The 21,767-nt window shown below is 44.2% G+C and carries 16 protein-coding genes; 3 read left to right on the top strand and 13 right to left on the bottom strand.

The window, feature by feature from the left end; translation table 11 throughout:
- Positions 1-142: 142 nt before the first annotated feature.
- The gene (gene mutS / locus K6Y31_RS15585; protein WP_233053878.1) at positions 143-2,710 is read left to right on the top strand and encodes a DNA mismatch repair protein MutS; all 2,568 of its coding nucleotides are present in this window, start codon (positions 143-145) and stop codon (positions 2,708-2,710) included.
- A 101-nt stretch (positions 2,711-2,811) separates the two neighbouring features.
- On the opposite strand, the gene rpoS is transcribed toward mutS, so the two are convergent.
- From rpoS to rlmD, 13 genes are all read right to left on the bottom strand, one after another.
- Positions 2,812-3,774, bottom strand: a complete 963-nt coding sequence (gene rpoS / locus K6Y31_RS15580; protein WP_233053877.1) for an RNA polymerase sigma factor RpoS — start codon at positions 3,772-3,774, stop codon at positions 2,812-2,814.
- Positions 3,775-3,819: 45 nt separating this feature from the next.
- Complete coding sequence (locus K6Y31_RS15575) at positions 3,820-4,689, bottom strand: peptidoglycan DD-metalloendopeptidase family protein (protein ID WP_233053876.1); 870 nt, start codon at positions 4,687-4,689, stop codon at positions 3,820-3,822.
- Positions 4,686-5,318: a protein-L-isoaspartate(D-aspartate) O-methyltransferase gene (locus K6Y31_RS15570; protein ID WP_233053875.1), complete on the bottom strand. Its 633-nt coding sequence runs from the start codon at positions 5,316-5,318 to the stop codon at positions 4,686-4,688. Before K6Y31_RS15570 ends, K6Y31_RS15575 begins: the two co-directional genes overlap by 4 nt.
- Complete coding sequence (surE, locus tag K6Y31_RS15565; protein ID WP_233053874.1) at positions 5,318-6,058, bottom strand: 5'/3'-nucleotidase SurE; 741 nt, start codon at positions 6,056-6,058, stop codon at positions 5,318-5,320. The genes K6Y31_RS15570 and surE overlap by 1 nt, the downstream gene beginning before the upstream one ends.
- Positions 6,039-7,076 (bottom strand): tRNA pseudouridine(13) synthase TruD, encoded by a 1,038-nt coding sequence (truD, locus tag K6Y31_RS15560; protein ID WP_233053873.1) that lies wholly within the window; start codon positions 7,074-7,076, stop codon positions 6,039-6,041. The genes surE and truD overlap by 20 nt, the downstream gene beginning before the upstream one ends.
- The gene (gene ispF / locus K6Y31_RS15555; RefSeq protein WP_233053872.1) at positions 7,073-7,552 is read right to left on the bottom strand and encodes a 2-C-methyl-D-erythritol 2,4-cyclodiphosphate synthase; all 480 of its coding nucleotides are present in this window, start codon (positions 7,550-7,552) and stop codon (positions 7,073-7,075) included. Before ispF ends, truD begins: the two co-directional genes overlap by 4 nt.
- A gap of 9 nt (positions 7,553-7,561) precedes the next feature.
- Entirely contained in the window at positions 7,562-8,254 is a 693-nt protein-coding gene (ispD, locus tag K6Y31_RS15550; RefSeq protein ID WP_233053871.1) for a 2-C-methyl-D-erythritol 4-phosphate cytidylyltransferase, read from the bottom strand.
- Positions 8,247-8,537 (bottom strand): cell division protein FtsB, encoded by a 291-nt coding sequence (gene ftsB, locus K6Y31_RS15545; protein WP_233053870.1) that lies wholly within the window; start codon positions 8,535-8,537, stop codon positions 8,247-8,249. Before ftsB ends, ispD begins: the two co-directional genes overlap by 8 nt.
- Before the next feature lie 513 nt (positions 8,538-9,050).
- Positions 9,051-10,349: a phosphopyruvate hydratase gene (eno, locus tag K6Y31_RS15540; protein ID WP_233053869.1), complete on the bottom strand. Its 1,299-nt coding sequence runs from the start codon at positions 10,347-10,349 to the stop codon at positions 9,051-9,053.
- A gap of 85 nt (positions 10,350-10,434) precedes the next feature.
- Positions 10,435-12,072 (bottom strand): CTP synthase, encoded by a 1,638-nt coding sequence (gene pyrG, locus K6Y31_RS15535; RefSeq protein ID WP_232803432.1) that lies wholly within the window; start codon positions 12,070-12,072, stop codon positions 10,435-10,437.
- Positions 12,073-12,205: 133 nt separating this feature from the next.
- Entirely contained in the window at positions 12,206-13,021 is an 816-nt protein-coding gene (gene mazG, locus K6Y31_RS15530; RefSeq protein ID WP_233053868.1) for a nucleoside triphosphate pyrophosphohydrolase, read from the bottom strand.
- A 16-nt stretch (positions 13,022-13,037) separates the two neighbouring features.
- Complete coding sequence (gene relA / locus K6Y31_RS15525) at positions 13,038-15,245, bottom strand: GTP diphosphokinase (RefSeq protein ID WP_233053867.1); 2,208 nt, start codon at positions 15,243-15,245, stop codon at positions 13,038-13,040.
- 112 nt (positions 15,246-15,357) lie between these two features.
- Positions 15,358-16,701, bottom strand: a complete 1,344-nt coding sequence (rlmD, locus tag K6Y31_RS15520) for a 23S rRNA (uracil(1939)-C(5))-methyltransferase RlmD (RefSeq protein ID WP_233053866.1) — start codon at positions 16,699-16,701, stop codon at positions 15,358-15,360.
- A gap of 178 nt (positions 16,702-16,879) precedes the next feature.
- Here rlmD and barA point away from each other — a divergent pair, with 178 nt between their 5' ends.
- Together barA and K6Y31_RS15510 are read left to right on the top strand one after the other, a co-directional pair.
- Positions 16,880-19,615 (top strand): two-component sensor histidine kinase BarA, encoded by a 2,736-nt coding sequence (gene barA, locus K6Y31_RS15515; RefSeq protein WP_233053865.1) that lies wholly within the window; start codon positions 16,880-16,882, stop codon positions 19,613-19,615.
- Between the two features lie 112 nt (positions 19,616-19,727).
- Positions 19,728-21,620 (top strand): methyl-accepting chemotaxis protein, encoded by a 1,893-nt coding sequence (locus K6Y31_RS15510; RefSeq protein WP_233053864.1) that lies wholly within the window; start codon positions 19,728-19,730, stop codon positions 21,618-21,620.
- The last annotated feature ends 147 nt before the right edge of the window (positions 21,621-21,767 follow it).

The raw sequence follows: 21,767 nt of genomic DNA, 5'->3' as shown, positions 1-21,767 counted from the left end.
TTAAATACCAGTATCCACCAGCCAACCTTAACAAATCATCAGTTGATAAATCTATTTCTGTTTACTGTATCTTTGCGAACGAGTTTGATTCCAGTATCCTTAGCGCCTTGCCTTACGAAACACAGCAGAGAATGGCCAAATTATGAGTAATAAAATAACCCCCCAACACACGCCAATGATGCAGCAATATTTAGCATTAAAAGCAGAAGCGCCGGAGATCTTGCTGTTTTATCGTATGGGTGATTTCTACGAACTGTTCTTCGATGATGCTAAAAAAGCCTCTCGCTTACTGGGTATATCATTAACCAAGCGCGGCCAAACAGCGGGACAACCAATTCCTATGGCAGGCGTGCCACACCATGCGGTGGAAGGATATTTAGTTAAATTAGTACAAATGGGCGAATCAGCGGCTATTTGTGAGCAAGTTGGCGACCCAGCAACGAGTAAAGGCCCAGTAGAACGAAAAATAGTCCGCATAATCACGCCTGGAACCGTGAGTGATGAAGCACTATTAGAAGATAATCGCGATAACCTGATTAGCTGTGTTTACCAGTCGCAACAAACTTTTGGTCTTGCTACCTTAGATATCACTAGTGGCCGCTTTATCGTCAACCAATTTGAACAAGAAGAGACCCTACAAGCTGAGCTACAACGTCTCGATCCGGCTGAGTTGCTGTACCCAGAAGATTTCCAACATATTCAATTGTTCGAACAAAGACGCGGGATCCGCCGTCGTCCAGAGTGGGAGTTTGAACTGCAAACAGCTAAACGACTGCTAACACAGCAATTTGAAACACGAGACTTAGTTGGTTTTGGTGTTGAAGATGCCCAAGTTGCGCTCTGCGCTGCAGGCTGTTTGTTGCAATATATAAAAGATACCCAGCGCACCGCATTGCCTCATATCAATTCGATTTCGTTAGAGCAAAATCAAGACGTGGTCATTTTAGATGCCGCCACACGTCGCAATCTAGAGCTGACGCAAAATCTGGCCGGCGGCTTTGATAACACCCTTGCACAAGTGCTAGATAATACCGCGACCGCAATGGGGAGTCGTTTACTGAAACGTTGGATCCACCAGCCGAGTCGAAATTTAGACACCTTAACGCACCGACAAAGTGTCATTGCACAGCTATTAGACTTATCCCTTTATTGTGAAACCGCCGAGCTACTGAAAAACATTGGCGATATCGAGCGCGTTCTCGCGCGCTTAGCGTTAAAAAGTGCCCGGCCTCGCGATCTTGTTAAATTAAAAACAGCGTTTGCAACCTTACCAGAATTAAACCAGCTATTAACTGATTCTGAGAGCCCATTGTTACTCGCGCACAGTCAACGTATCAGCAACTACCCTGAATTAGCAGACTTATTGCAGCGTGCCATTATTGATAATCCACCCGTACTCATTCGTGATGGTGGCGTAATAGCGCCCGGCTACCATGAAGAGCTGGATGAGTGGCGCAGCTTATCTAAAGGGGCAACCGATTACTTAGCCGAGCTTGAAGAGCGTGAAAAACAGCAAACAGGCATTGCTACGTTAAAAGTGAGCTATAACCGCGTTCATGGCTATTATATTGAGGTAAGTCGGAGCCAAAGTGAACAAGTTCCCCCTCACTATGTACGCCGGCAAACGTTAAAGAATACCGAACGCTATATCATTCCCGAGCTGAAAACTTACGAAGACAAAGTGCTAATGAGCCAAGGCAAAGCGCTTGCACTGGAGAAAAAGCTCTATGACGAATTACTCGATTTGCTATTACCTTTTTTAAGCGCTTTGCAAAAAACAGCCATCGCCCTATCTGAACTGGATGTATTTGCCAATTTCGCCGAACGAGCGGAGACATTGCACTATGTAAAACCTACTCTGAGCCTTGATTCAGGTATACAGATCAGTGCTGGACGCCACCCCGTTGTTGAGCAAGTGACCAGTGAGCCTTTTATCGCCAACCCTGTTGAGTTGAGCAAAGATCGCCGCATGTTAATTGTTACCGGTCCCAACATGGGCGGTAAATCAACTTATATGCGACAAATAGCCTTAATTGTATTGATGGCGCATATCGGCTGTTATGTGCCTGCAGACAGCGCAACCATTGGTAATGTCGATCGCATTTTTACTCGTATAGGTGCCAGCGATGACTTGGCTAGTGGCCGCTCGACATTTATGGTTGAAATGACTGAAACCGCTAATATCCTGCATAATGCGACCAGTAGCAGCTTAGTGTTAATGGATGAAATAGGCCGCGGCACCAGTACATATGACGGAATGTCTCTCGCTTGGGCATGTGCTGAACACTTAGCGCAAACAACCAAAGCATTTACCTTGTTTGCTACCCACTACTTTGAGCTTACTCAACTGCCAGAACTCATGCAGGGACTCGCGAATGTGCACCTAGACGCGGTTGAACACCAAGACAGTATCGCGTTTATGCATTCAGTACAGGAAGGGGCAGCTAGTAAGAGCTATGGCTTACAGGTTGCCGCCCTAGCAGGGGTGCCACAAAAAGTGATCAAACAAGCAAAGCACAAGCTCCATCAGCTCGAAACACAGGCCGAACAATCGACTTCACCAACTCAATCGTCGCCTAGCCAACCTAGTCTACCATTTACGGTAGAAGCAGAGCACCCAGCAGTCACTCAGCTTACCCAGATAAACCCAGATGAGCTTTCACCTAAGCAGGCGCTAGACCTTATCTATCTATTAAAAAAAGCGCTATAACGCGCTAGAGGCTTTTAAAACAGTAACAAAAAGCCACAACATTATGTTGTGGCTTTTTTCATTTAATTAACAAATGTTAACTGCGCAAAGCTAGGTTATCGTTACTCGCGAAATAATGCTTCAATATTCAAGCCTTGTTGCGTCAATACGTCTCTTAGACGACGCAAGGCTTCTACTTGAATTTGTCTTACCCGTTCACGGGTTAGGCCTATCTCACGACCAACATCTTCAAGTGTTGAAGCTTCGTAACCCAATAATCCAAAACGACGAGCCAATACTTCACGCTGTTTCGCATTTAGCTCTTCTAGCCAATGTACCAGACTAGAGCTAATATCATCGTCTTGTGTACACCCTTCTGGACCACCGGCTTTTTCATCAGCAATGACATCAAGTAGCGCTTTATCTGAATCCCCACCGATAGGCGTATCAACAGAGCTAATACGTTCGTTTAAACGGAGCATTTTATTTACATCTTCGACCGGACGATCAAGTTTTTCTGCAATTTCTTCGGCGGTGGGTTCATGATCGAGACTATGAGCCAGTTCACGGGCGGTACGAAGATAAACATTGAGCTCTTTAACCACGTGAATAGGGAGCCGAATAGTGCGAGTTTGATTCATGATCGCACGCTCAATGGTTTGTCGTATCCACCAAGTAGCATAAGTTGAAAAACGGAAACCGCGCTCGGGGTCAAATTTTTCTACCGCACGAATCAGACCTAAATTGCCTTCTTCGATTAAGTCTAATAGGGCTAGACCACGGTTGTTGTAACGTCTGGCGATTTTCACAACTAAGCGTAAATTACTTTCGATCATACGTTTACGTGCAACTTCGTCACCACGAAGAGCGCGTCGAGCGTAATAAACTTCTTCTTCTGCTGTGAGTAGCGGCGAAAAGCCTATTTCACCAAGGTAAAGTTGGGTGGCATCGAGATTTTTAACTTCTGAAGCGACCATTAATTCTTCGTCGATTTCTTCTTCAACTTCAAGAGTTATCAACTCTTCATCGTCAACAAGGTCTAAGTTATCAGTCTTTGCTTTTACTTTTTGTGTAGTGAGATTCATACTGTGTTCTCCCTAACAGTTGCAGTACAAAACGTACTGCTACGGTTATTTTTTTGGTAAAAACCGTAATGGATCTACGGACTTACCGCGGTACCTAATTTCGAAATGAAGCCGGACATCTGTTGTGCCTGTACTTCCCATTTCAGCTATGAGCTGGCCCACTTTAACCGTTTGCTGCTCTTTAACGAGCAACTTATCATTATGAGCATAAGCGCTAAGATAATCTTCATTGTGTTTAATAATGATTAACTTACCGTATCCCCTTAAGGCACTTCCGGCATAAACAACTTTGCCATCAGCAGATGCTTTAACAGACTGATTACGCTTGCCGGCAATATCGATGCCTTTGTTTCCTAATTCCGCAGTTGAAAATCCTTGAAGAATTTTTCCTTGGGTTGGCCATTGCCAATTAGAAATCTTATTGCTTGCTACGTCAGTTGTTGCATTTTTGTTCTTATTTTTTTCAGCGTATTCTTTTCTTTTTTGCTGTTCAAGTTTTTTTTGTTGATTTTTTTCATTTATGCTTTGAGCGGTTTTAGTCACTGGTTTGGCTTGAACTTTGCTAACTGACTGGTTTTTATTGCTACTGGAACCGGTTCCAGTAGTGTTATATTTTGCCGGTGGTATTTTTAGCTTTTGTCCGACGAAGATAGTATATGGGGGGTTGATTCGGTTGTATGCGGCGATATCTTTATAATCTTTTCCTGCTCGCCAAGCGATACCAAACAATGTATCGCCCGCTTTAACCTTATAAACAGTTTGCGTCATTTGACCGTAATTTTTCTTCTGATACTTACCCGCACTTTTAACTGGAGCGGGTGAATGGTTTGAACTACAAGCTGAAATGAATAAGACCCAGCCACACAGCAATGCTATGTGTAAATGTCGAACTAACCAAGCAGAAGGTAATTTCAAGCTAACTCACCATTTATTAAAGGAACAAATCTAACCGTTTCAATTGTTCGGCTAATAAAACCCGTTGTATCACGCGTCACGACTTTCAACATTTGCTCTGTATCCCCAACCGGTATCACTAGGCGCCCACCCTCTTTTAATTGATCCAATAAGGCTTCAGGCACCGAGCTTGCCGCGGCAGTCACAATGATGGCATCAAAAGGCCCTTTCGTTTGCCAACCTTGCCAACCATCACCGTGTTTACATGACACATTATGGCAATCGAGGCGATTAAGTTTACGCCGAGCTTGAAATTTTAAGTTTTTTATCCGCTCAATAGTACACACCGAAGCCACGAGCTGAGATAACACCGTCGTTTGATAACCCGAGCCCGTTCCTACCTCTAAAATATGTTGGGGGTTAGACTCTAATAGCAACTCGGTCATTTTAGCCACTATATAAGGTTGTGAGATAGTCTGGCCTTGTCCAATAGGCAGCGCGGTATTTTCCCAAGCTTGGTGAGAAAAAGCCTCATCAACAAACCAATGACGAGGTGTCTTTGCCATGACATCCAAAACCGATTGATTGGTTATACCCATGGTCTTTAAAGTTTTGGCTAACGCTAAGCCAGCAGGGGTAATTTCTAGCATCAGCTCTCACCCCATTGTTGCTGCATTTTAGCCAATGCCGATTGGTGTGTTAAATCGATAGTTAAAGGTGTCACTGACACATAGCCATTGTTAATAGCATGGAAGTCCGTTCCCTCATCAGCATCTTGTGTTTTACCGGGGGGGCCAATCCAAAAGATGTCTTTACCACGAGGATCTTGTTGCTTCAACATCGCCTCGGCGCGATGGCGACTTCCTAAGCGTGTTAGCTTAATACCTTTAACCTCATTTATCGGTATATCGGGTACATTTATATTGATCACTTGGGCTTCTTTTAAACCAAACTGCTGCAGCTTTGCGAGAATTATTTTGCAAAAATGTGCCGCGGTTTCGTAATGCTGATCACCCACAAGTGACACAGCCAAAGCCGGTAATCCAAGAAATCGACCTTCTGTCGCCGCTGCTACCGTGCCAGAATAAATAACATCGTCACCTAAATTGGCACCCTCATTAATACCCGCAATAACAATATCAGGCTCTTGATCAAATAATTCATTAATGGCCAAATGCACGCTATCTGTTGGAGTGCCATTAACACTATAAAAACCATTACTCAGTAAGCGTAACCTTAATGGCGATTCAAGGGTTAATGAATTACTTGCACCACTATGATTACGCTCAGGTGCCACGGTTGTCACTTGAGCTATATCATTAAGAGCTGCAGACAAACAGGCGATTCCGGGCGCAAACACACCGTCATCATTACTCACTAAAATTCGCATGGTTTTCCTGCACTTCAACTAGTTCACGGAGCACACTGGTTGCATAACAACCCGACTCAAGATAAAAACTCACGACCATATCATTACCTTCAGCGTGATAGCTCAAACCTTCAGGCAAGATAAACAGAGCACGACGCTCTTGCTTTAAACCATTAGCTTCAAGGCCCTGCTTGAGCTCCTCTTCACCAGCCAAGGCGGCTAATTCAAAGTCTTGAGCTTCAAGATTAGCAGCCAATTCTCCCTTGCCCCAAAGCGGGCCGGTTAATTTAATATTTTGCTGTGCTAAACGCTCGGCTAAGCTTGTGTCTTCTGCTTCAGTGATAAAGTACGAACGACTCCCCACTAAACCACAGCAATCACCAGGTAACACCGTAAACGCCAAGCCTTGCTCAATTCGCTGCGACACGACTTTGTTAAATAAGTAGCTACGTGCGGCCGATAAATACATGCCTTTTTTAAAACGATCTTTCACCTTTCGACCGTTAAACATCGCCTTAGCGGCAGTAATGTTGCCACCGTTAAAGCCAAAGCGCTGCTCACCAAAATAATTTGGCACGCCTTGTTTAACTTGCTCTAAGCGCTCCGTTAATCCAGCCATATCAGAAACATCACGTAAGCGAATAGTAAAGGCATTGCCCGCTAATGCACCTGTTTTTAGCTTTCGGTTATGTCGAGTGATCGACAATATCTGCACCAAATCACTATTTAATTCACTAAAGTCCGGCGTTACCAAGCCAGGAATATGCACAGAAAAGGTCTGTTCGGTAAGACCACGACGATCTTTTAAACCAGCGTAAGTCACCATTTTGGCAGGCAGACCGGCTATTTTGGCGATTTGCTTGGCAACAAATTGGGTGTTTTCGTTGCGTTTTTGCAATCGAATGAACACATGCTCACCCTCTCCTGTCGCTTCAAAACCCAAGTTTTCTGTGACTATAAAATCTTCAACTTCGGTCTTAAACAGTGCATTAATCTGCGGCTTACCGTAGAGGTAACTCCAATTCATTTCTATACTCATGATGCTTTCACCAATAACACCACACAATGACAAGCAATTCCTTCCTTGCGACCTGTGAAACCTAGTTTTTCTGATGTCGTCGCTTTCACATTAACCTGTGATAATTCAGCCGCTAAATCCTGTGCTAAACAAGCGCGCATACTATCAATATGAGGAGCCATCTTAGGCGCTTGAGCGATAATCGTGACATCGAGATTACCAAGTTGATAACCCATTTGTGTTACTTTATTAAACACGTCGCGTAATAAAATACGACTATCAATGCCTTTAAATGCAGCATCGGTATCAGGAAAGTGACGACCAATGTCGCCAAGGGCAAGTGCGCCAAGTAACGCATCGGTTACCGCATGCAGCGCAACGTCACCATCCGAGTGAGCCACTAAACCTTGCTCATAAGGTACGGCGACCCCGCCAATGATCACTGGGCCTTCGCCACCAAATTTATGTACATCAAAGCCATGTCCAATTCGTACCATGGAAAGCCCTTATTGAGAGAGAGATTGAGTTAAAAAGCGTTCTGCCATTGCCATGTCTTCAGGGCGTGTCACTTTTAAGTTATCCGAGCGACCGGGCAAAATAGAGCAGGCCTCGCCACTAAATTCGATAGCAGAAGCTTCATCTGTAATGTTTACCCCTTGCATCAAGGCAGACTGCAAAGCATGACGCAATTGCTGCACCGGAAAAGCCTGTGGTGTCAACGCATGCCACAAGCCATCGCGGTCGACTGTATTTAGAATATTGCCATTCGCATCGCTGCGCTTCATGGTATCGCGGACTTGGGCGCCTAAAATTACCCCCTGATGATGTTGCTCAATATGCTTGATTAATAATTCGATATCGGAGTGGGCTAAACAAGGACGCGCAGCATCGTGAACCAATACCCAATCTGCTTTTTTAATAGCATGTAACCCGCTTAACACAGAATCGCAACGCTCAGCCCCACCAAGCGCTAATGATATTTTAGGGTGTTTAGCTACTTCTAGCTGCCTAAACCAGCGATCATTTTCGGCCAGTACTACCACAACTTGGCTAATAGCAGGGTGCTGAAGTAACTTAGATAAGCTATGTTCAATCACCGTTTTACCCGCTAATGGTAAGTATTGCTTAGGCACCGCAGCCTGCATTCTGCTGCCTATGCCTGCGGCGGGTAAAATTGCCGCATAAGTTTGCTTAATCATGTGTTTTTTTTTCTTTTGGTAAAATACGAAAGAACATTTCGCCTTCCTTAATCAGGCCAAGTTCATTTCGGGCGCGCTCTTCAACTGACTCAGTCCCTTGCTTCAAGTCAGCAATGTCAGCAAACATGCGCTGGTTGCGCTTACGCAGGATGTCGTTATCTATCTCTTGTTGCGCAACTTCAGCTGAAAGCCGAGTGTAATCTGCTAAGCCATTTTTGCCACGCCATAGATGGTATTGCAATAAAGCCAACGAGATACATAAAAGGAGTGTGAAAAATCGCATAAATATTTAGTTAAAACCCACTATTAGGTACATATTTATTTTAAGGCGCTTAGTTTCCCACATAAAAGTCTTTAAATCAGCTATTGCGCACTTAATTTCTGATGTCGACAATCTTTCATAAACTCAATCACGTTGAGATAACCGACCGACTTACCTTAGTTGCGCTACAACAGAGTAAAAACGACTGGCCTTTAGTTGACATAAACTCAGTTAGCAGCTGTAGTCACGAGCCTATTCTCTAATTTTTACTTTTAAAAAGGCAAAAAAAATCCCCGCATCAGCGAGGATTTAAATTTTAAGGTTTAAAACTCAGTAAAAATTACTGACCTTTAACTTCTTAAGGCTGAAGCTAAAGAGGTGCTTATTAAAAGCACCTATCAGAATTACTGACCTTTAACTTCTTTAAGACTGAAGCTAAAGAGGTGCTTATTAAAAGCACCTAACAGAATTACTGACCTTTAACTTCTTTAAGACTGAAGCTAAAGAGGTGCTTATTAAAAGCACCTATCAGAATTACTGACCTTTAACTTCTTTAAGACCGTTGTAAGGTGCTTTTTCGCCCAGCGCTTCTTCGATACGTAGAAGTTGGTTGTACTTAGCTACGCGATCAGAACGGCTTAGGGAGCCAGTTTTAATTTGGCCAGCAGCTGTACCAACAGCTAGGTCAGCGATGGTTGCATCTTCAGTTTCACCAGAGCGGTGAGAGATAACAGCTGTGAAGCCTGCATCTTTCGCCATTTTGATTGCAGCTAACGTTTCAGTTAGTGAACCAATTTGGTTGAATTTGATTAAGATTGAGTTAGCGATACCGTTGTCGATACCACGCTTAAGGATCTTAGTGTTTGTTACGAATAGATCGTCACCAACTAGTTGGATTTTATCGCCAAGAAGTTTAGTTTGGTGTGCGAAACCATCCCAATCAGACTCGTCAAGACCGTCTTCGATAGATACGATTGGGTATTGCTCAGTAAGATCTTTAAGGAAGTAGTTAAACTCTTCAGAAGTGAACTTCTTGCCTTCACCTTTAAGGTCGTAGATGTTTGCTTCTTTGTCGTAGAACTCAGATGCAGCACAGTCCATCGCTAGCGTGATGTCTTTACCTAGTTCGTAACCTGCGTTTGCAACAGCTACTTTAATTGCTGCAAGAGCCGCTTCGTTTGAAGCTAGGTTAGGCGCGAAACCACCTTCATCACCAACTGCTGTTGAATGACCATCAGCTTTAAGTACTTTAGCTAGGCTATGGAATACTTCCGCGCCCATACGTAGACCTTCACGGAAAGTCTTAGCACCAACAGGTTGAATCATGAATTCTTGGATGTCTACAGAGTTATCTGCGTGCTCACCACCGTTGATGATGTTCATCATTGGAAGTGGCATAGAGTAAACACCAGGAGTACCGTTTAGATCAGCAATGTGAGCGTATAGTGGTACTTTCTTAGAAGCAGCAGCCGCTTTAGCAGCAGCTAGAGAAACAGCTAGGATAGCGTTAGCGCCAAACTTAGCTTTGTTTTCAGTACCGTCTAAGTCGATCATGATTTGGTCTAGTTCAGCTTGAGCTAGTGCATCTTTACCCGCTAGCGCTTGTGCAATTGGACCATTTACCGCTTCAACTGCTTTAAGAACACCTTTACCTAAGTAACGTGCTTTGTCGCCATCACGAAGTTCTAGCGCTTCACGAGAACCAGTAGAAGCACCAGAAGGCGCAGCAGCCATACCGAAAGAACCATCTTCAAGATGAACTTCAGCTTCTACAGTTGGGTTACCACGTGAATCCATGATTTCACGGCCTAGTACTTTAACGATCTTAGACATTAAGATTTCCTCTATATTGATGTAATTTTACAACATTTAAATTATGAATTTTTTAACAAATCTTCGCTATCGGGTCAATCAGAAACTACTTATCTTCCCGATTTTGGTACTCGCGAGCCGCTTTAATAAAGCCTTCAAACAACGGATGACCATCGCGAGGTGTCGACGTAAATTCAGGGTGGAACTGCGCTGCAACAAACCAAGGGTGGTTAGGGTTTTCGATAATTTCCACCAACTTCTTGTCTGCTGATAAACCTGTTACTTTCAAACCCGCTTTTTCGATTTGTGGTAAAAGGTTGTTGTTAACTTCGTAACGATGACGATGGCGCTCATAAATGGTGTCGCTGCCGTACATATCGTGTACTTTTGAGCCTTTTACTAAGTGACATAATTGAGAGCCGACGCGCATGGTGCCGCCAAGATCAGACTCTTCGGTGCGGGTTTCAACATTGCCGCTTTCATCAATCCACTCAGTGATTAAACCAACCACAGGGTTCGGTGTGTTTTCGTTAAACTCTGTTGAATGTGCCGCTTCCATTTCCGCGACATTTCGTGCGTACTCTATCAACGCGACTTGCATGCCTAAACAAATACCAAGGTAAGGTACGTTATTTTCACGCGCATATTGTGCTGTAAGAATTTTACCTTCAACGCCACGCTCACCAAACCCACCAGGCACTAAAATCGCATCCACGCCTTTTAGAATATCAGTACCTTTGGCTTCTACATCTTGTGAGTCGATGTATTTAATAGTGACGCTAGCTTGGTTTTTTAAGCCGCCGTGTTTTAGCGCTTCGTTCACTGATTTATAGGCGTCAGGCAATTCAACATATTTACCAACCATCGCAATGGTTAGTTCAGCGGTGGTGTTCGCTTCTTCATAAATAACACGTTCCCACTCGCTTAAGTCTGCTTCTGGGCAAGTTAGGCCAAAGCGACGTACGCAGAACTCATCTAGGCTTTGCGCTTTAAGTAAGGCTGGGATTTTATAGATACTATCGACATCTTTTAGTGAGATAACCGCTTTTTCTTCAACATTACAGAACAAAGAAATTTTTGCGCGTTCATTCGCTGGGATAGTGCGATCACTACGACAAACTAAAATGTCAGGCTGAATACCAATGCTGCGTAATTCTTTGACCGAGTGCTGTGTTGGCTTTGTTTTCACTTCACCAGCTGCGCCTAAGAAAGGCACTAAGGTTAAGTGCATAAAGATGGCATGATCACGGCCAACTTCGGTACCTAACTGACGAATGGCTTCTAAGAAAGGTTGTGATTCAATATCACCCACAGTGCCGCCGATTTCGACAATGGCAACATCTACGCCTTCTCCACCTGCAATCACACGCTCTTTAATGCCGTTAGTTATATGTGGGATCACCTGAATGGTCGCGCCTAAATAATCACCACGACGTTCTTTAGCAAGTACATCAGAGTACACGCGACCTGTGGTGAAGTTATTACGCTTGGTCATTTTTGTGCGAATAAAACGCTCATAGTGACCTAAATCGAGATCAGTTTCAGCGCCGTCGTCGGTGACAAACACCTCGCCGTGCTGAATAGGACTCATCGTGCCTGGATCCACGTTAATGTAAGGGTCCAGCTTCATAATCGTGACTTTTAGCCCACGAGCTTCAAGGATAGCGGCCAATGATGCAGCGGCAATGCCTTTACCTAGGGATGAAACCACCCCACCTGTTACGAATATATACTTTGTAGTCATGCTGATCCTGAGAAGTTAGGAGTATTACGATGGTTTTGAGACGTTCAAGACGGGAAAAAATTATAGCAAAACCACCCCTAGCTCACAACGAAAGATAGTGTAACGGGGCAATATATTTTCATCTTGTTTTAAATCAACTTTCGTAAGTTTCTTTCACTTTTTGCCAAATTTGTTCCATTTCGTCCAAAGAGCATTGATCCAGCGCTTTGTTTTGACTTAAAAAGTGCTTTTCTAACAAACGAAAACGACGTTCAAATTTATCGTTGGCCCGGCGCAACGCTTGCTCGGGATCCTTTTTCAAATGGCGAACGAGATTAACGGTAGCAAACAATAAGTCACCCACCTCATCTTCGATGCGATCTTGATCTTGGTTAACTTGATGAACTTCATCGAGCACTTCGTCGATTTCTTCTTTAATTTTATCTACTACTGGCCCTAAAGTTTTCCAGTCAAACCCAACCGTGGCACAGCGTTTTTGAATTTTATTGGCTCGCGTTAATGCTGGCATGGTAGTGGGAATATTATCCAACACACTGACATTTTCGACTTGCTCCCCCACCTTGGCAGCGCGCTCTTGGGCTTTTTCGGCTTCCCAATTGGCTTTTACTGCTAGCTCATCAGCAAAATCAGCGCCACCAAACACATGAGGATGACGACGAGTCAACTTTTCAGATACCGCCTCAACCACATCATTAAAATCAAACAACTGCTGCTCTTTGGCTAATTGCGCGTAAAATACCACTTGGAACAGTAAGTCGCCTAGCTCACCTTTTAACTCGATATAATCTTGTTGCTCAATCGCATCCGCTACTTCATAAGCTTCTTCAATGGTATGAGGCACAATGGAGCGAAAAGTTTGCTTTTGGTCCCATGGGCAACCTGACTCAGGATCACGTAATTTTTCCATAATCGCTAGCAGGCCGTTTATATCACCGAGTTTACTGCTCATGTTTCATCCTATTCTGTTAAATACGTTTTGTTTCCGACACACCTTTGAGGGAGTTAACTTTTGCCAACACTTTGCTGAGAGAGTCCACGTTATTGATTTCTAGCTCCATATCAATGATCGCGGTTTGACTGCGTGTATCGGAATGGCTTTTTACGCCCAGCACATTCACTTTTTCATTAGATAGCAAAGTAGTAATGTCTTTTAGTAAACCACTGCGGTCCATGGCGGTGACGCGTACGGTTAATGAATAACCCGAGGAGTCTGATCGGCCCCATTGCGCTTCAATAATACGCTCAGGGTGTACCTCTTCTAAATCTTTCAGCTGTTCACACTCGGTGCGATGAACTGAAATACCGCGGCCTTGTGTAATATAGCCACAAATATCATCACCCGGAACAGGCTGACAACAACGGGCAATCGAGGTCATTAAGTTCCCTACCCCGTCCACTACGACATGATCTTGAGTGCGTTTTTTCTTGGTCGCCGCTGCAGAGCGTTTTTCTACTTCTTCCAGGGCTTTGCGATCGGCCTCTTCTGCCGTTGGTTTGTGGTGTAACCCTTGAATGATATTAATCAGTTGATTGATGCGCACATCACCGCCACCAATGCCGGCAAACAAGTCATCCATACTAGAAAGGTTTATTTTTTTCAGTGCCGGCTCGGCCGCATTTAATTTCAGTTGATGCTTCGCCAATTCTGACTCAAGCATCTCCTTACCCGCGATAACGTGTTTTTCTTTATCTAACTGACGAAACCAAGTGGCAATTTTTGCCCGAGCGCGTGACGAGTTAACGTAACCGGTATGGGCATTAAGCCAATCGCGACTTGGGTTAGGCTCTTTTTGAGTGATAATTTCAACCTGATCACCCGTTTGCAAATGATAAGTAAAAGGTACAATCTTGCCGCCCACTTTACTACCAATACAGCGATGCCCCACTTGGCTATGGATATAGTAAGCAAAGTCTAGTGGAGTAGAGCCGGCTGGTAAATCAACCACTTCGCCCTTAGGCGTGAAAACGTACACTCGCTCTTCGAATACTTGGCTGCGCACTTCATCCACTAAGTTACCTGACTCAGCCATATCATCTTGCCAGGCAATTAACTTACGTAGCCAGGCAATGCGATCTTCATAGCCATTATCGCGACCGACACTGCCTTCTTTGTACTTCCAGTGCGCCGCCACCCCCAGCTCTGCATTTTCATGCATCTCGCGGGTACGAATTTGAATCTCCACAGGGCGGCCTGACGGCCCTAGCACCACAGTATGAATAGATTGGTAGCCATTAGGTTTCGGGTTGGCCACATAATCATCAAATTCACTCGGAATATGATTAAACAAGGTGTGAACCACGCCTAGCGCAGCATAACAGTCTTGTATGCGCTCACAAATAATGCGCACCGCACGCACATCAAACAGCTCATCAAATGCTAACGATTTTTTCTGCATCTTTTTCCAGATGCTATAGATGTGTTTTGGTCGACCATACACGTCAGCTTTGATTTCGTGGTCTTTCATACCTTGACGTAAAGTCGCGACGAACGCACCAATATAGGTTTCACGGTCAATCCGTTTTTCATCTAGCTGCTTGGCAATTTTTTTATAGGTATCGGGATGAAGGTAACGAAATGACAAGTCTTCCAGCTCCCATTTCAACTGACCGATACCTAGCCGGTTCGCCAAGGGGGCGTAGATGTCAGCAATTTCTCGCGCCGTCAGCACCCGGGTTTCTTCGGAGGCATTTTTAATTAAACGTAAGTAACAAATCCGTTCGGCAAGTTTAATAACCACCGCACGAACGTCTTCAACCATAGCAAGTAACATGCGGCGTAAATTATCTATTTGTAAGTCAGAGGTCGCTAAGCCTTTATTTTGCAGGGTGCGGATTGCTTCCATGTCCGCAACCCCTTGCACTAACTTGCACGTATTTTTGCCAAAATGCTCAGTGATCCAGAGACTGTCTTTCAGTTTGCGATCAAAAGCAGGAAAGAGAAGCGCAGCTTTGAGGGTATTAACATCCATATTCATGGTGATCAAAATCTCCACCATCTCTACACCGATCTCTAATACTTCACGACACTGCGACTCATCACTAATGGCATGCACAGCAAGGTAAACTTGCTCAACTTTTTGCTGATCCTTTTCGTTTAGTCCTAATGAGGCCGCCCAGGCTTTTGGATCGCGTTCTTGTTGATTTAAAAAGTGGGTATCTCTCACTGAAACCATAATGCTGACTCTCCACAATACTATTTAGCTCATGTCATTTTACATAAACAATCTAAAACGAACGCCTAACTTAAACACCACAACCGGCCTAGTTTAAGAAATGATTATACCGTTATTTTTTCTTCTTGCGCTGAAACAGTGCCATCGATTCCATATGAGCTGTATTAGGAAACATATCCACCAAGCCTAGCTTAACCAGATCATAACCACGCTCAATCAACGCTTGTGCATCCCGCGCCATGGTCGCAGGATGACAGGAAACATAGACAATTCGCTCACAATTTAGCTTAGCTAGATGCTCTGTAACAAACAATGCGCCATCGCGGGCAGGATCGAGCAGCGCTTTATTAAATGTCTCTTTAGCCCATGGCTGCTGACTAAAGTCGCTACTTAAATCTGCTTGGTAAAAACTTAGGTTAGCCAGCCCTGCTTGCTCAGCATTACGGTTCGCTTGCTCAACCATAGTATCAATGCCCTCAACGCCGACTACTTGCTTGGCAAGGGTTGCGAGGGGGAGGCTAAAATTACCTAAGCCAGCAAACAAATCAATGACCCTATCATCAGGTTGCACGTCTAACCAATCGAGCGCTTGAGCGATCATCTTTTGATTAACCTGATCGTTTACCTGAATAAAATTGTTCGGCGAAAAATCGATATTCAGTTGCCACGCTGGCAAGGCATAGCTCAATTGCCCCTGATGCGCTAGCGCTTGTACGTGATTGTCATTGCCTTGTAAAAACCACAACACGTGATGCTGCTGCGCAAAGGTTAACAAACGCTGTTCATCGGCCTTGGTTAACGGTTTTAAATGACGCAGCAGTAATGCGGGCCCTTGTTCAGCCAGATAAAAAGCAATATGACCCAGCTTTTCAACTATCGATAGTTGCTGCAATAGTTGCTGGACTGGCTTAATGAGTGTGTCCAACTGAGGCGCTAACACCGGACAACAGGTTTGTTTAAATAGCTGATTACTACTTTTACGACGAAAGCTCATCTCAAGGCGGCGCTGCTTTTTATTAAACTGCAAGCCAAAACGAGCACTACGGCGATAACCTAATGGCTCACCCGATAAAGTAGGCGATAACGAAATATTACGCACTTGAGCAAACTTAGCCACCAGCGCCAATAAACTCTCTGCCTTGTATTGCAGCTGGCTATGACTATTTAAATGCTGCAAATCACAGCCACCACATATTTGATAATGCGGGCAAACCGGAGCTTGACGCTGAGCCGAAGCTGACACCACTTTGATGACTTGCCCTTTGGCATATTCTTTCTTTTCTTGCTCAATGCTGGCAACCACGGTTTCACCGGGTAAGGCGCCGGCAACAAATAAGGTTTTACCTTTTACTTTGGCCATGCCTCGGCCTTGATGATCAAAGCGATCAATCTGAACGGTAACAGGACTGGGTAATGCGGTATGATTAGCCGCTTTGGGCTTAAAAAACTGGGCCATAAAGCTCAACATAAACAAGTTAAACAATCAGCTATTGTCACACATATGTTGAAAATCGAAAACCTTGTTGGCACTTAATCAAAAAAGTCAGCGCCAGCGCAAACTTGTTAGTCTATTCCAGCGATACACATCATGCTAACATGCTGATTAATTTACATAGCCTTAATTACCATTTGATATGACCAAGTACGGCCTAAGAGCCCGGGTAATTGCCTTAACGATCATTCCAACCATTGTCATCGGTACCTTGCTGGCGGGTTACTTTACGTTTAACCGCTATCAACAATTAGAAGACTTGGTTATCGAGCAAGCGCGCAACATCGCCGATCCTCTGGCGATTGCGGCAGAAATAGGCATGCGTCAACAAGACCCAAAATTTCTTAAAGACCTGATTGGTATCACTCACCGACGCCACAGCCCAGCGATCATCACCATCGGTATTTATAAGCCTGATAACACCCTGTATGTAAATAGTAATTACCACCGAAACATAGGTCGATTAAAGTTGGAAAAGGGCAAACCAATGCCCGACTCAACCGAAGTGGAAGTGTTTGAAGATTACATCATTCTGCGCACTCCCATCATTGATGAAAACAACCTAACCAACTACCCACTGCCATTGCCACTCGATGAGGACTCTGCCAAACTCGGTTATATCGCCATGTTGGTGAGCACTGACAAAGCCTTACTGCTGCAATTTCGCGACACCACTTCCGCCTTCTTTATTGTGTTACTGGGCATAGTGATCAGTATTGTGTTTTCATTCCGACAAGTTAAACAGGTAACAGAACCAATTTCTCGGATGGTAAAAGCGGTCGACAAAATTCGTGAAGGTCGCCTCGATACCCGAGTAATGGGCAATTTTACCGGCGAGCTGGGTATGCTCAAAAATGGTATTAACGCCATGGCTAAATCCATGAGCGAATACCATGAAGAAATGCAGCAGAGTATCGATCAGGCCACTTCCGACTTACGCGAAACCTTAGAGCAAATAGAGATTCAAAACGTTGAGCTCGACATGGCGAAAAAACGAGCTCAAGAAGCAGCGCGGGTTAAGTCGGAGTTCTTGGCGAATATGTCCCATGAACTGCGCACGCCACTTAATGGCGTGATCGGCTTTGCGCGTCAATTACTCAAAACATCCCTTAGCCCAAGCCAGACCGATTATTTACAAACCATCGAAAAATCTGCCCATAACCTACTTAACATCATTAATGATATTCTCGATTTCTCGAAACTTGAAGCTGGGAAGCTCATACTGGAAAGCATTCCATTTGCTCTGCGTGATACAGTGGATGAAGTGGTCACCCTACTGGCGCCAAGTGCTCACGATAAAGGTTTAGAAATTTCACTGATGGTCGATCATGACGTGCCATCTGGCGCCATTGGCGATCCACTGCGCTTTCAACAAGTACTCACTAACTTAGTCGGCAATGCGATTAAGTTTACTGAAATGGGTAACGTTGAAATTCAAATCAGTATGATGGGCGAGCAAGACGGCAAACTGATCCTAAAAACCATGGTATCGGATACTGGTATCGGTATTTCTGAAAAACAGCAAGCCCAACTATTTGAAGCCTTTGGTCAAGCCGATACCAGTATCACCCGTCGTTACGGCGGTACTGGTTTAGGCTTGGTGATCACGCAAAAACTAGTGCAACAAATGGGCGGTGAAATTGAGCTAGTTTCTTCACTCAACCACGGCTCTACATTCTGGTTTACTATCGCCTTGGACGCCTCACCAATGTCGATGTCTGAACCACTACCAGTCGCTAGCTTGAAGTCGCAACCAGTATTAGTGTTTGAAGCAGATGAGTTTTCCGCGCGGTCTTTCTCGCAGCAGCTACAACTTTGGCGAATGCAGGTATTCTTAGCGCAAACCAATGAACGTTGGCACGAACTCTTGGCCGATAAATACCAAAGTATCGTTATTGGCCACAGTGATAACTTGCATATCACTCCGCTATTAAAACGCATTACGGAAGCAAAAGATTATTGTGAAAATATCGTAGTGTATATCAATACTGCCAGCCCCGAAATCAAAGAGGAAATCTTGGCTCAGGGCGCAAGTCATGTCTTAACGAAACCCGTTAATCACCGTAAATTTGCCGCCGCACTAACCGATATTCAAGTTGAGTTTGAAATATCACCGGTAATTAAACTAAAACCAAGTCGCCACCAAACAGCCCTTAAGGTAATGGCGGTGGATGATAACCCAGCCAACTTAAAATTAATCTCAGCCATGCTGGATGACTTGGTATCAGAGGTTGTCACCGCAACCAACGGTAAAGAGGCAGTGAAAAAGTCAGAGATGGCCAATTACGACCTGATTTTTATGGATATTCAGATGCCTATTTTAGATGGCATTAGCGCCTGTCAGCAGATCCGTAAGGGCGATACCAACCAAGAAACGCCTATTATTGCCGTTACCGCCCACGCGATTGCTGGCGAGCGCGAGAAATTGCTTGAGCAAGGCATGGATGACTACTTATCTAAGCCCATTGATGAGAATATGCTAGTACAAATCATTGATAAATGGGCGGTACAACGTCATCAACAACCAACAGGCCCAGTTCATTTAGACTGGGAGCTGGCGCTAAGGCAAAGTGCTGGCAAGCCTGATCTTGCCAAAGAAATGCTCACTATGCTGGTAGAGAGCTTTCCTGACGTTGAGCGCAGCATTGAGCAAGCCATCAATCAAGAGATAACCGATCTTGAATTAGATGCGGTGATCCACAAATTCCATGGTGGCTGTAGCTACAGTGGCGTGCCAGTCTTACAAAAACTCGCATCAGTGATAGAAATAGAATTGAAAAAAGGCCTGAGCACCTTAGAGCTTGAGCCCGAGCTATTTGAATTAATTGATGAAATGAAAAAAGTTAAAGAAGCTGCTCGAGTATATTTGCCTAATTAGCAGCATGGTATACAACCTTTTAAATAAAAGCCGTCGTTTTGTAAACAGACACTAACAAAAATTTGTCTTATAAACCTATACTAATGGTATTGATAATTGACTGGGGATGCCAATGAGCGCCAGAAACAAACTATTGTTATCCATTACGTTGCTGATTGGGTTGATCATTTCGTCCTTGTCGGTCATAGCCTATATACAAATCAGTGAATCATCCACCCGAGATTTTCGCGCTAAGTTAACCAATACTTCTTTTTTGATTTCTAAGGCTATTGAGCAAAAAGTAGAGACCTATTTTGTTGCCTTAGAAACGGTACCTGACTCGCTCAAAATTGAGCAAGGCCAAGCTGTGGTCGATGAACAACTTTTTTCAGAACTTGAAAGTAAAACCAAGCGCATGAAAGTACTAAATATCTTTATTGCTTTACCAAATGGCCTTACTTATGACGCAGCCAATAAAGGACTGATACCGGGTTTTAATGCTAAAGAAAAACAAAGAGAGTGGTTTGTAAAAGGGATGACTGGCGAAGGTAGAATTGTGACTACGCCTTTTCTGTCAACAACTGGCGACTTAACTATGGCGTTAGCAGCGCCCGTTAAGCACAACGGTAAAGTCATTGCTGTACTTGGCTTAAGCATAAAAATGAATGATATTACTGAGTTTGTGAATAGTATTTCATCTGAGCCTAATATCTTCGTCTCAAGAGAAGATGGTTTTACAATGGCAGCAAGTTACCCTGATTTTATAGGTAAAAACCTTTTTGAACTCAGACCAAGCTATCGCCAGTATGCAGATCAAAACAGCAGCTCACACTCATATACCGTCCCTGAGCTAGGTGACTTCTTCGTTGTTTCTGCAAAAATAGAATCCCTAAACTGGACGACATGGGCATGGGCGAAATGGGAGAATATTAATGAGACATCTAATACTGCGATAAAAACCAACATAACCCTTGGCTTAGTCTTTATCGCGATAGGCATCATCAGTGTCTATATTTTGATCACTAAATTGATGTATACCCCCATAGGCGGCGAGCCTAAAGAGATCGAAGCGTTAGTGAATCGGATTGCGAGTGGGGATCTAACCAACATCCCCGCGCTGGATGACTCAAGCAAAGGGATTTACCATTCCACCTTATCCATGGCAAATAACCTGAAAGAAATCATCTCAAGTATTAATCTATCAGCGGAGCAGCTGCTGTTAGCATCAAGTCAATTAGGCGCCTCGTCCGATAAAGTCAGTGACGCATCAAACTCACAAATGATGCAATTAGAGCAAGTTGCAACGGCAATGAATCAAATGACAGCGACAGTATCTGAAGTCGCGCAAAATGCTGTTGATGCGTCAACCTCTTCTGATGGTGCCAGCCAAAGCTCCAATCAAGGCATGCAGATTGTCAAACAGATGAACGAGGAAATTTCGCAACTCACTCAAGATATCATTGAAGTTCAAAAAGCCATATCCGGAGTCAGCACTGAAACTGTGAATGTTGGTGGTATTTTGGATGTGATCCGCGGCATTGCTGACCAAACCAACCTACTGGCATTAAATGCAGCCATTGAGGCAGCAAGAGCGGGCGAGCACGGTCGTGGTTTCGCTGTAGTCGCCGATGAAGTTCGCACCCTTGCAACCAAAACGCAAGATAGCACAAATGAAATACAAAACATGATCACCACGCTGCAACAGCAGGCCTCGCACTCTGTCGAACTAATGACAGCTAATACAAAGAGCGCTGAACAAACATTGGGTAAATCCGATGCAGCGAACGCAGCGTTGATGCAAATAGAGCAAGAAATTCAAACCATTAAAGACATGAATAATCAAATAGCTACCGCCGCAGAAGAACAGTCAAGTGTGGCAGCTGAAATTAATGAGACCGTAGTAAGAGTAAACGACTTAGCGACCAGCACAGCCAGTGATGTACAAGAAAATGTCAACACAGCATCTGAACTAAATGCCCTAGCAGGAAGGCTCAGTGAGGCCATTAGTCGGTTTAGAGTAAACTAATACAACCTATAATCGGGATATATACCCAAGTTACCTCAAGATGCTTGTTCAGCGAGAATTTGTAGGCTGTTAGGCGCGACGCTGATTTGAGACATAGTGATTCTACGTTGAAAATCAGCAACAAAGCATAACAGCCTACAAAACTCG

Origin of the sequence: Motilimonas cestriensis (genome assembly GCF_021295315.1) — a bacterium.
Lineage (GTDB): Bacteria > Pseudomonadota > Gammaproteobacteria > Enterobacterales > CBDFNC01 > Motilimonas > Motilimonas cestriensis.
The sequence above is the reverse complement of the archived record's forward strand: the minus strand, read 5'-3'. Positions and strand labels throughout refer to the sequence as shown.

Coding starts and splice junctions, on each gene's coding strand:
- mutS (WP_233053878.1), top strand. CDS start 143: ATGAGTAATAAAATAACCCCCCAACACACGCCAATGATGCAGCAATAT.
- rpoS (WP_233053877.1), bottom strand. CDS start 3,774: ATGAATCTCACTACACAAAAAGTAAAAGCAAAGACTGATAACTTAGAC.
- K6Y31_RS15570 (WP_233053875.1), bottom strand. CDS start 5,318: ATGCTAGAAATTACCCCTGCTGGCTTAGCGTTAGCCAAAACTTTAAAG.
- surE (WP_233053874.1), bottom strand. CDS start 6,058: ATGCGAATTTTAGTGAGTAATGATGACGGTGTGTTTGCGCCCGGAATC.
- truD (WP_233053873.1), bottom strand. CDS start 7,076: ATGAGTATAGAAATGAATTGGAGTTACCTCTACGGTAAGCCGCAGATT.
- ispF (WP_233053872.1), bottom strand. CDS start 7,552: ATGGTACGAATTGGACATGGCTTTGATGTACATAAATTTGGTGGCGAA.
- ispD (WP_233053871.1), bottom strand. CDS start 8,254: ATGATTAAGCAAACTTATGCGGCAATTTTACCCGCCGCAGGCATAGGC.
- ftsB (WP_233053870.1), bottom strand. CDS start 8,537: ATGCGATTTTTCACACTCCTTTTATGTATCTCGTTGGCTTTATTGCAA.
- eno (WP_233053869.1), bottom strand. CDS start 10,349: ATGTCTAAGATCGTTAAAGTACTAGGCCGTGAAATCATGGATTCACGT.
- pyrG (WP_232803432.1), bottom strand. CDS start 12,072: ATGACTACAAAGTATATATTCGTAACAGGTGGGGTGGTTTCATCCCTA.
- mazG (WP_233053868.1), bottom strand. CDS start 13,021: ATGAGCAGTAAACTCGGTGATATAAACGGCCTGCTAGCGATTATGGAA.
- relA (WP_233053867.1), bottom strand. CDS start 15,245: ATGGTTTCAGTGAGAGATACCCACTTTTTAAATCAACAAGAACGCGAT.
- rlmD (WP_233053866.1), bottom strand. CDS start 16,701: ATGGCCCAGTTTTTTAAGCCCAAAGCGGCTAATCATACCGCATTACCC.
- barA (WP_233053865.1), top strand. CDS start 16,880: ATGACCAAGTACGGCCTAAGAGCCCGGGTAATTGCCTTAACGATCATT.
- K6Y31_RS15510 (WP_233053864.1), top strand. CDS start 19,728: ATGAGCGCCAGAAACAAACTATTGTTATCCATTACGTTGCTGATTGGG.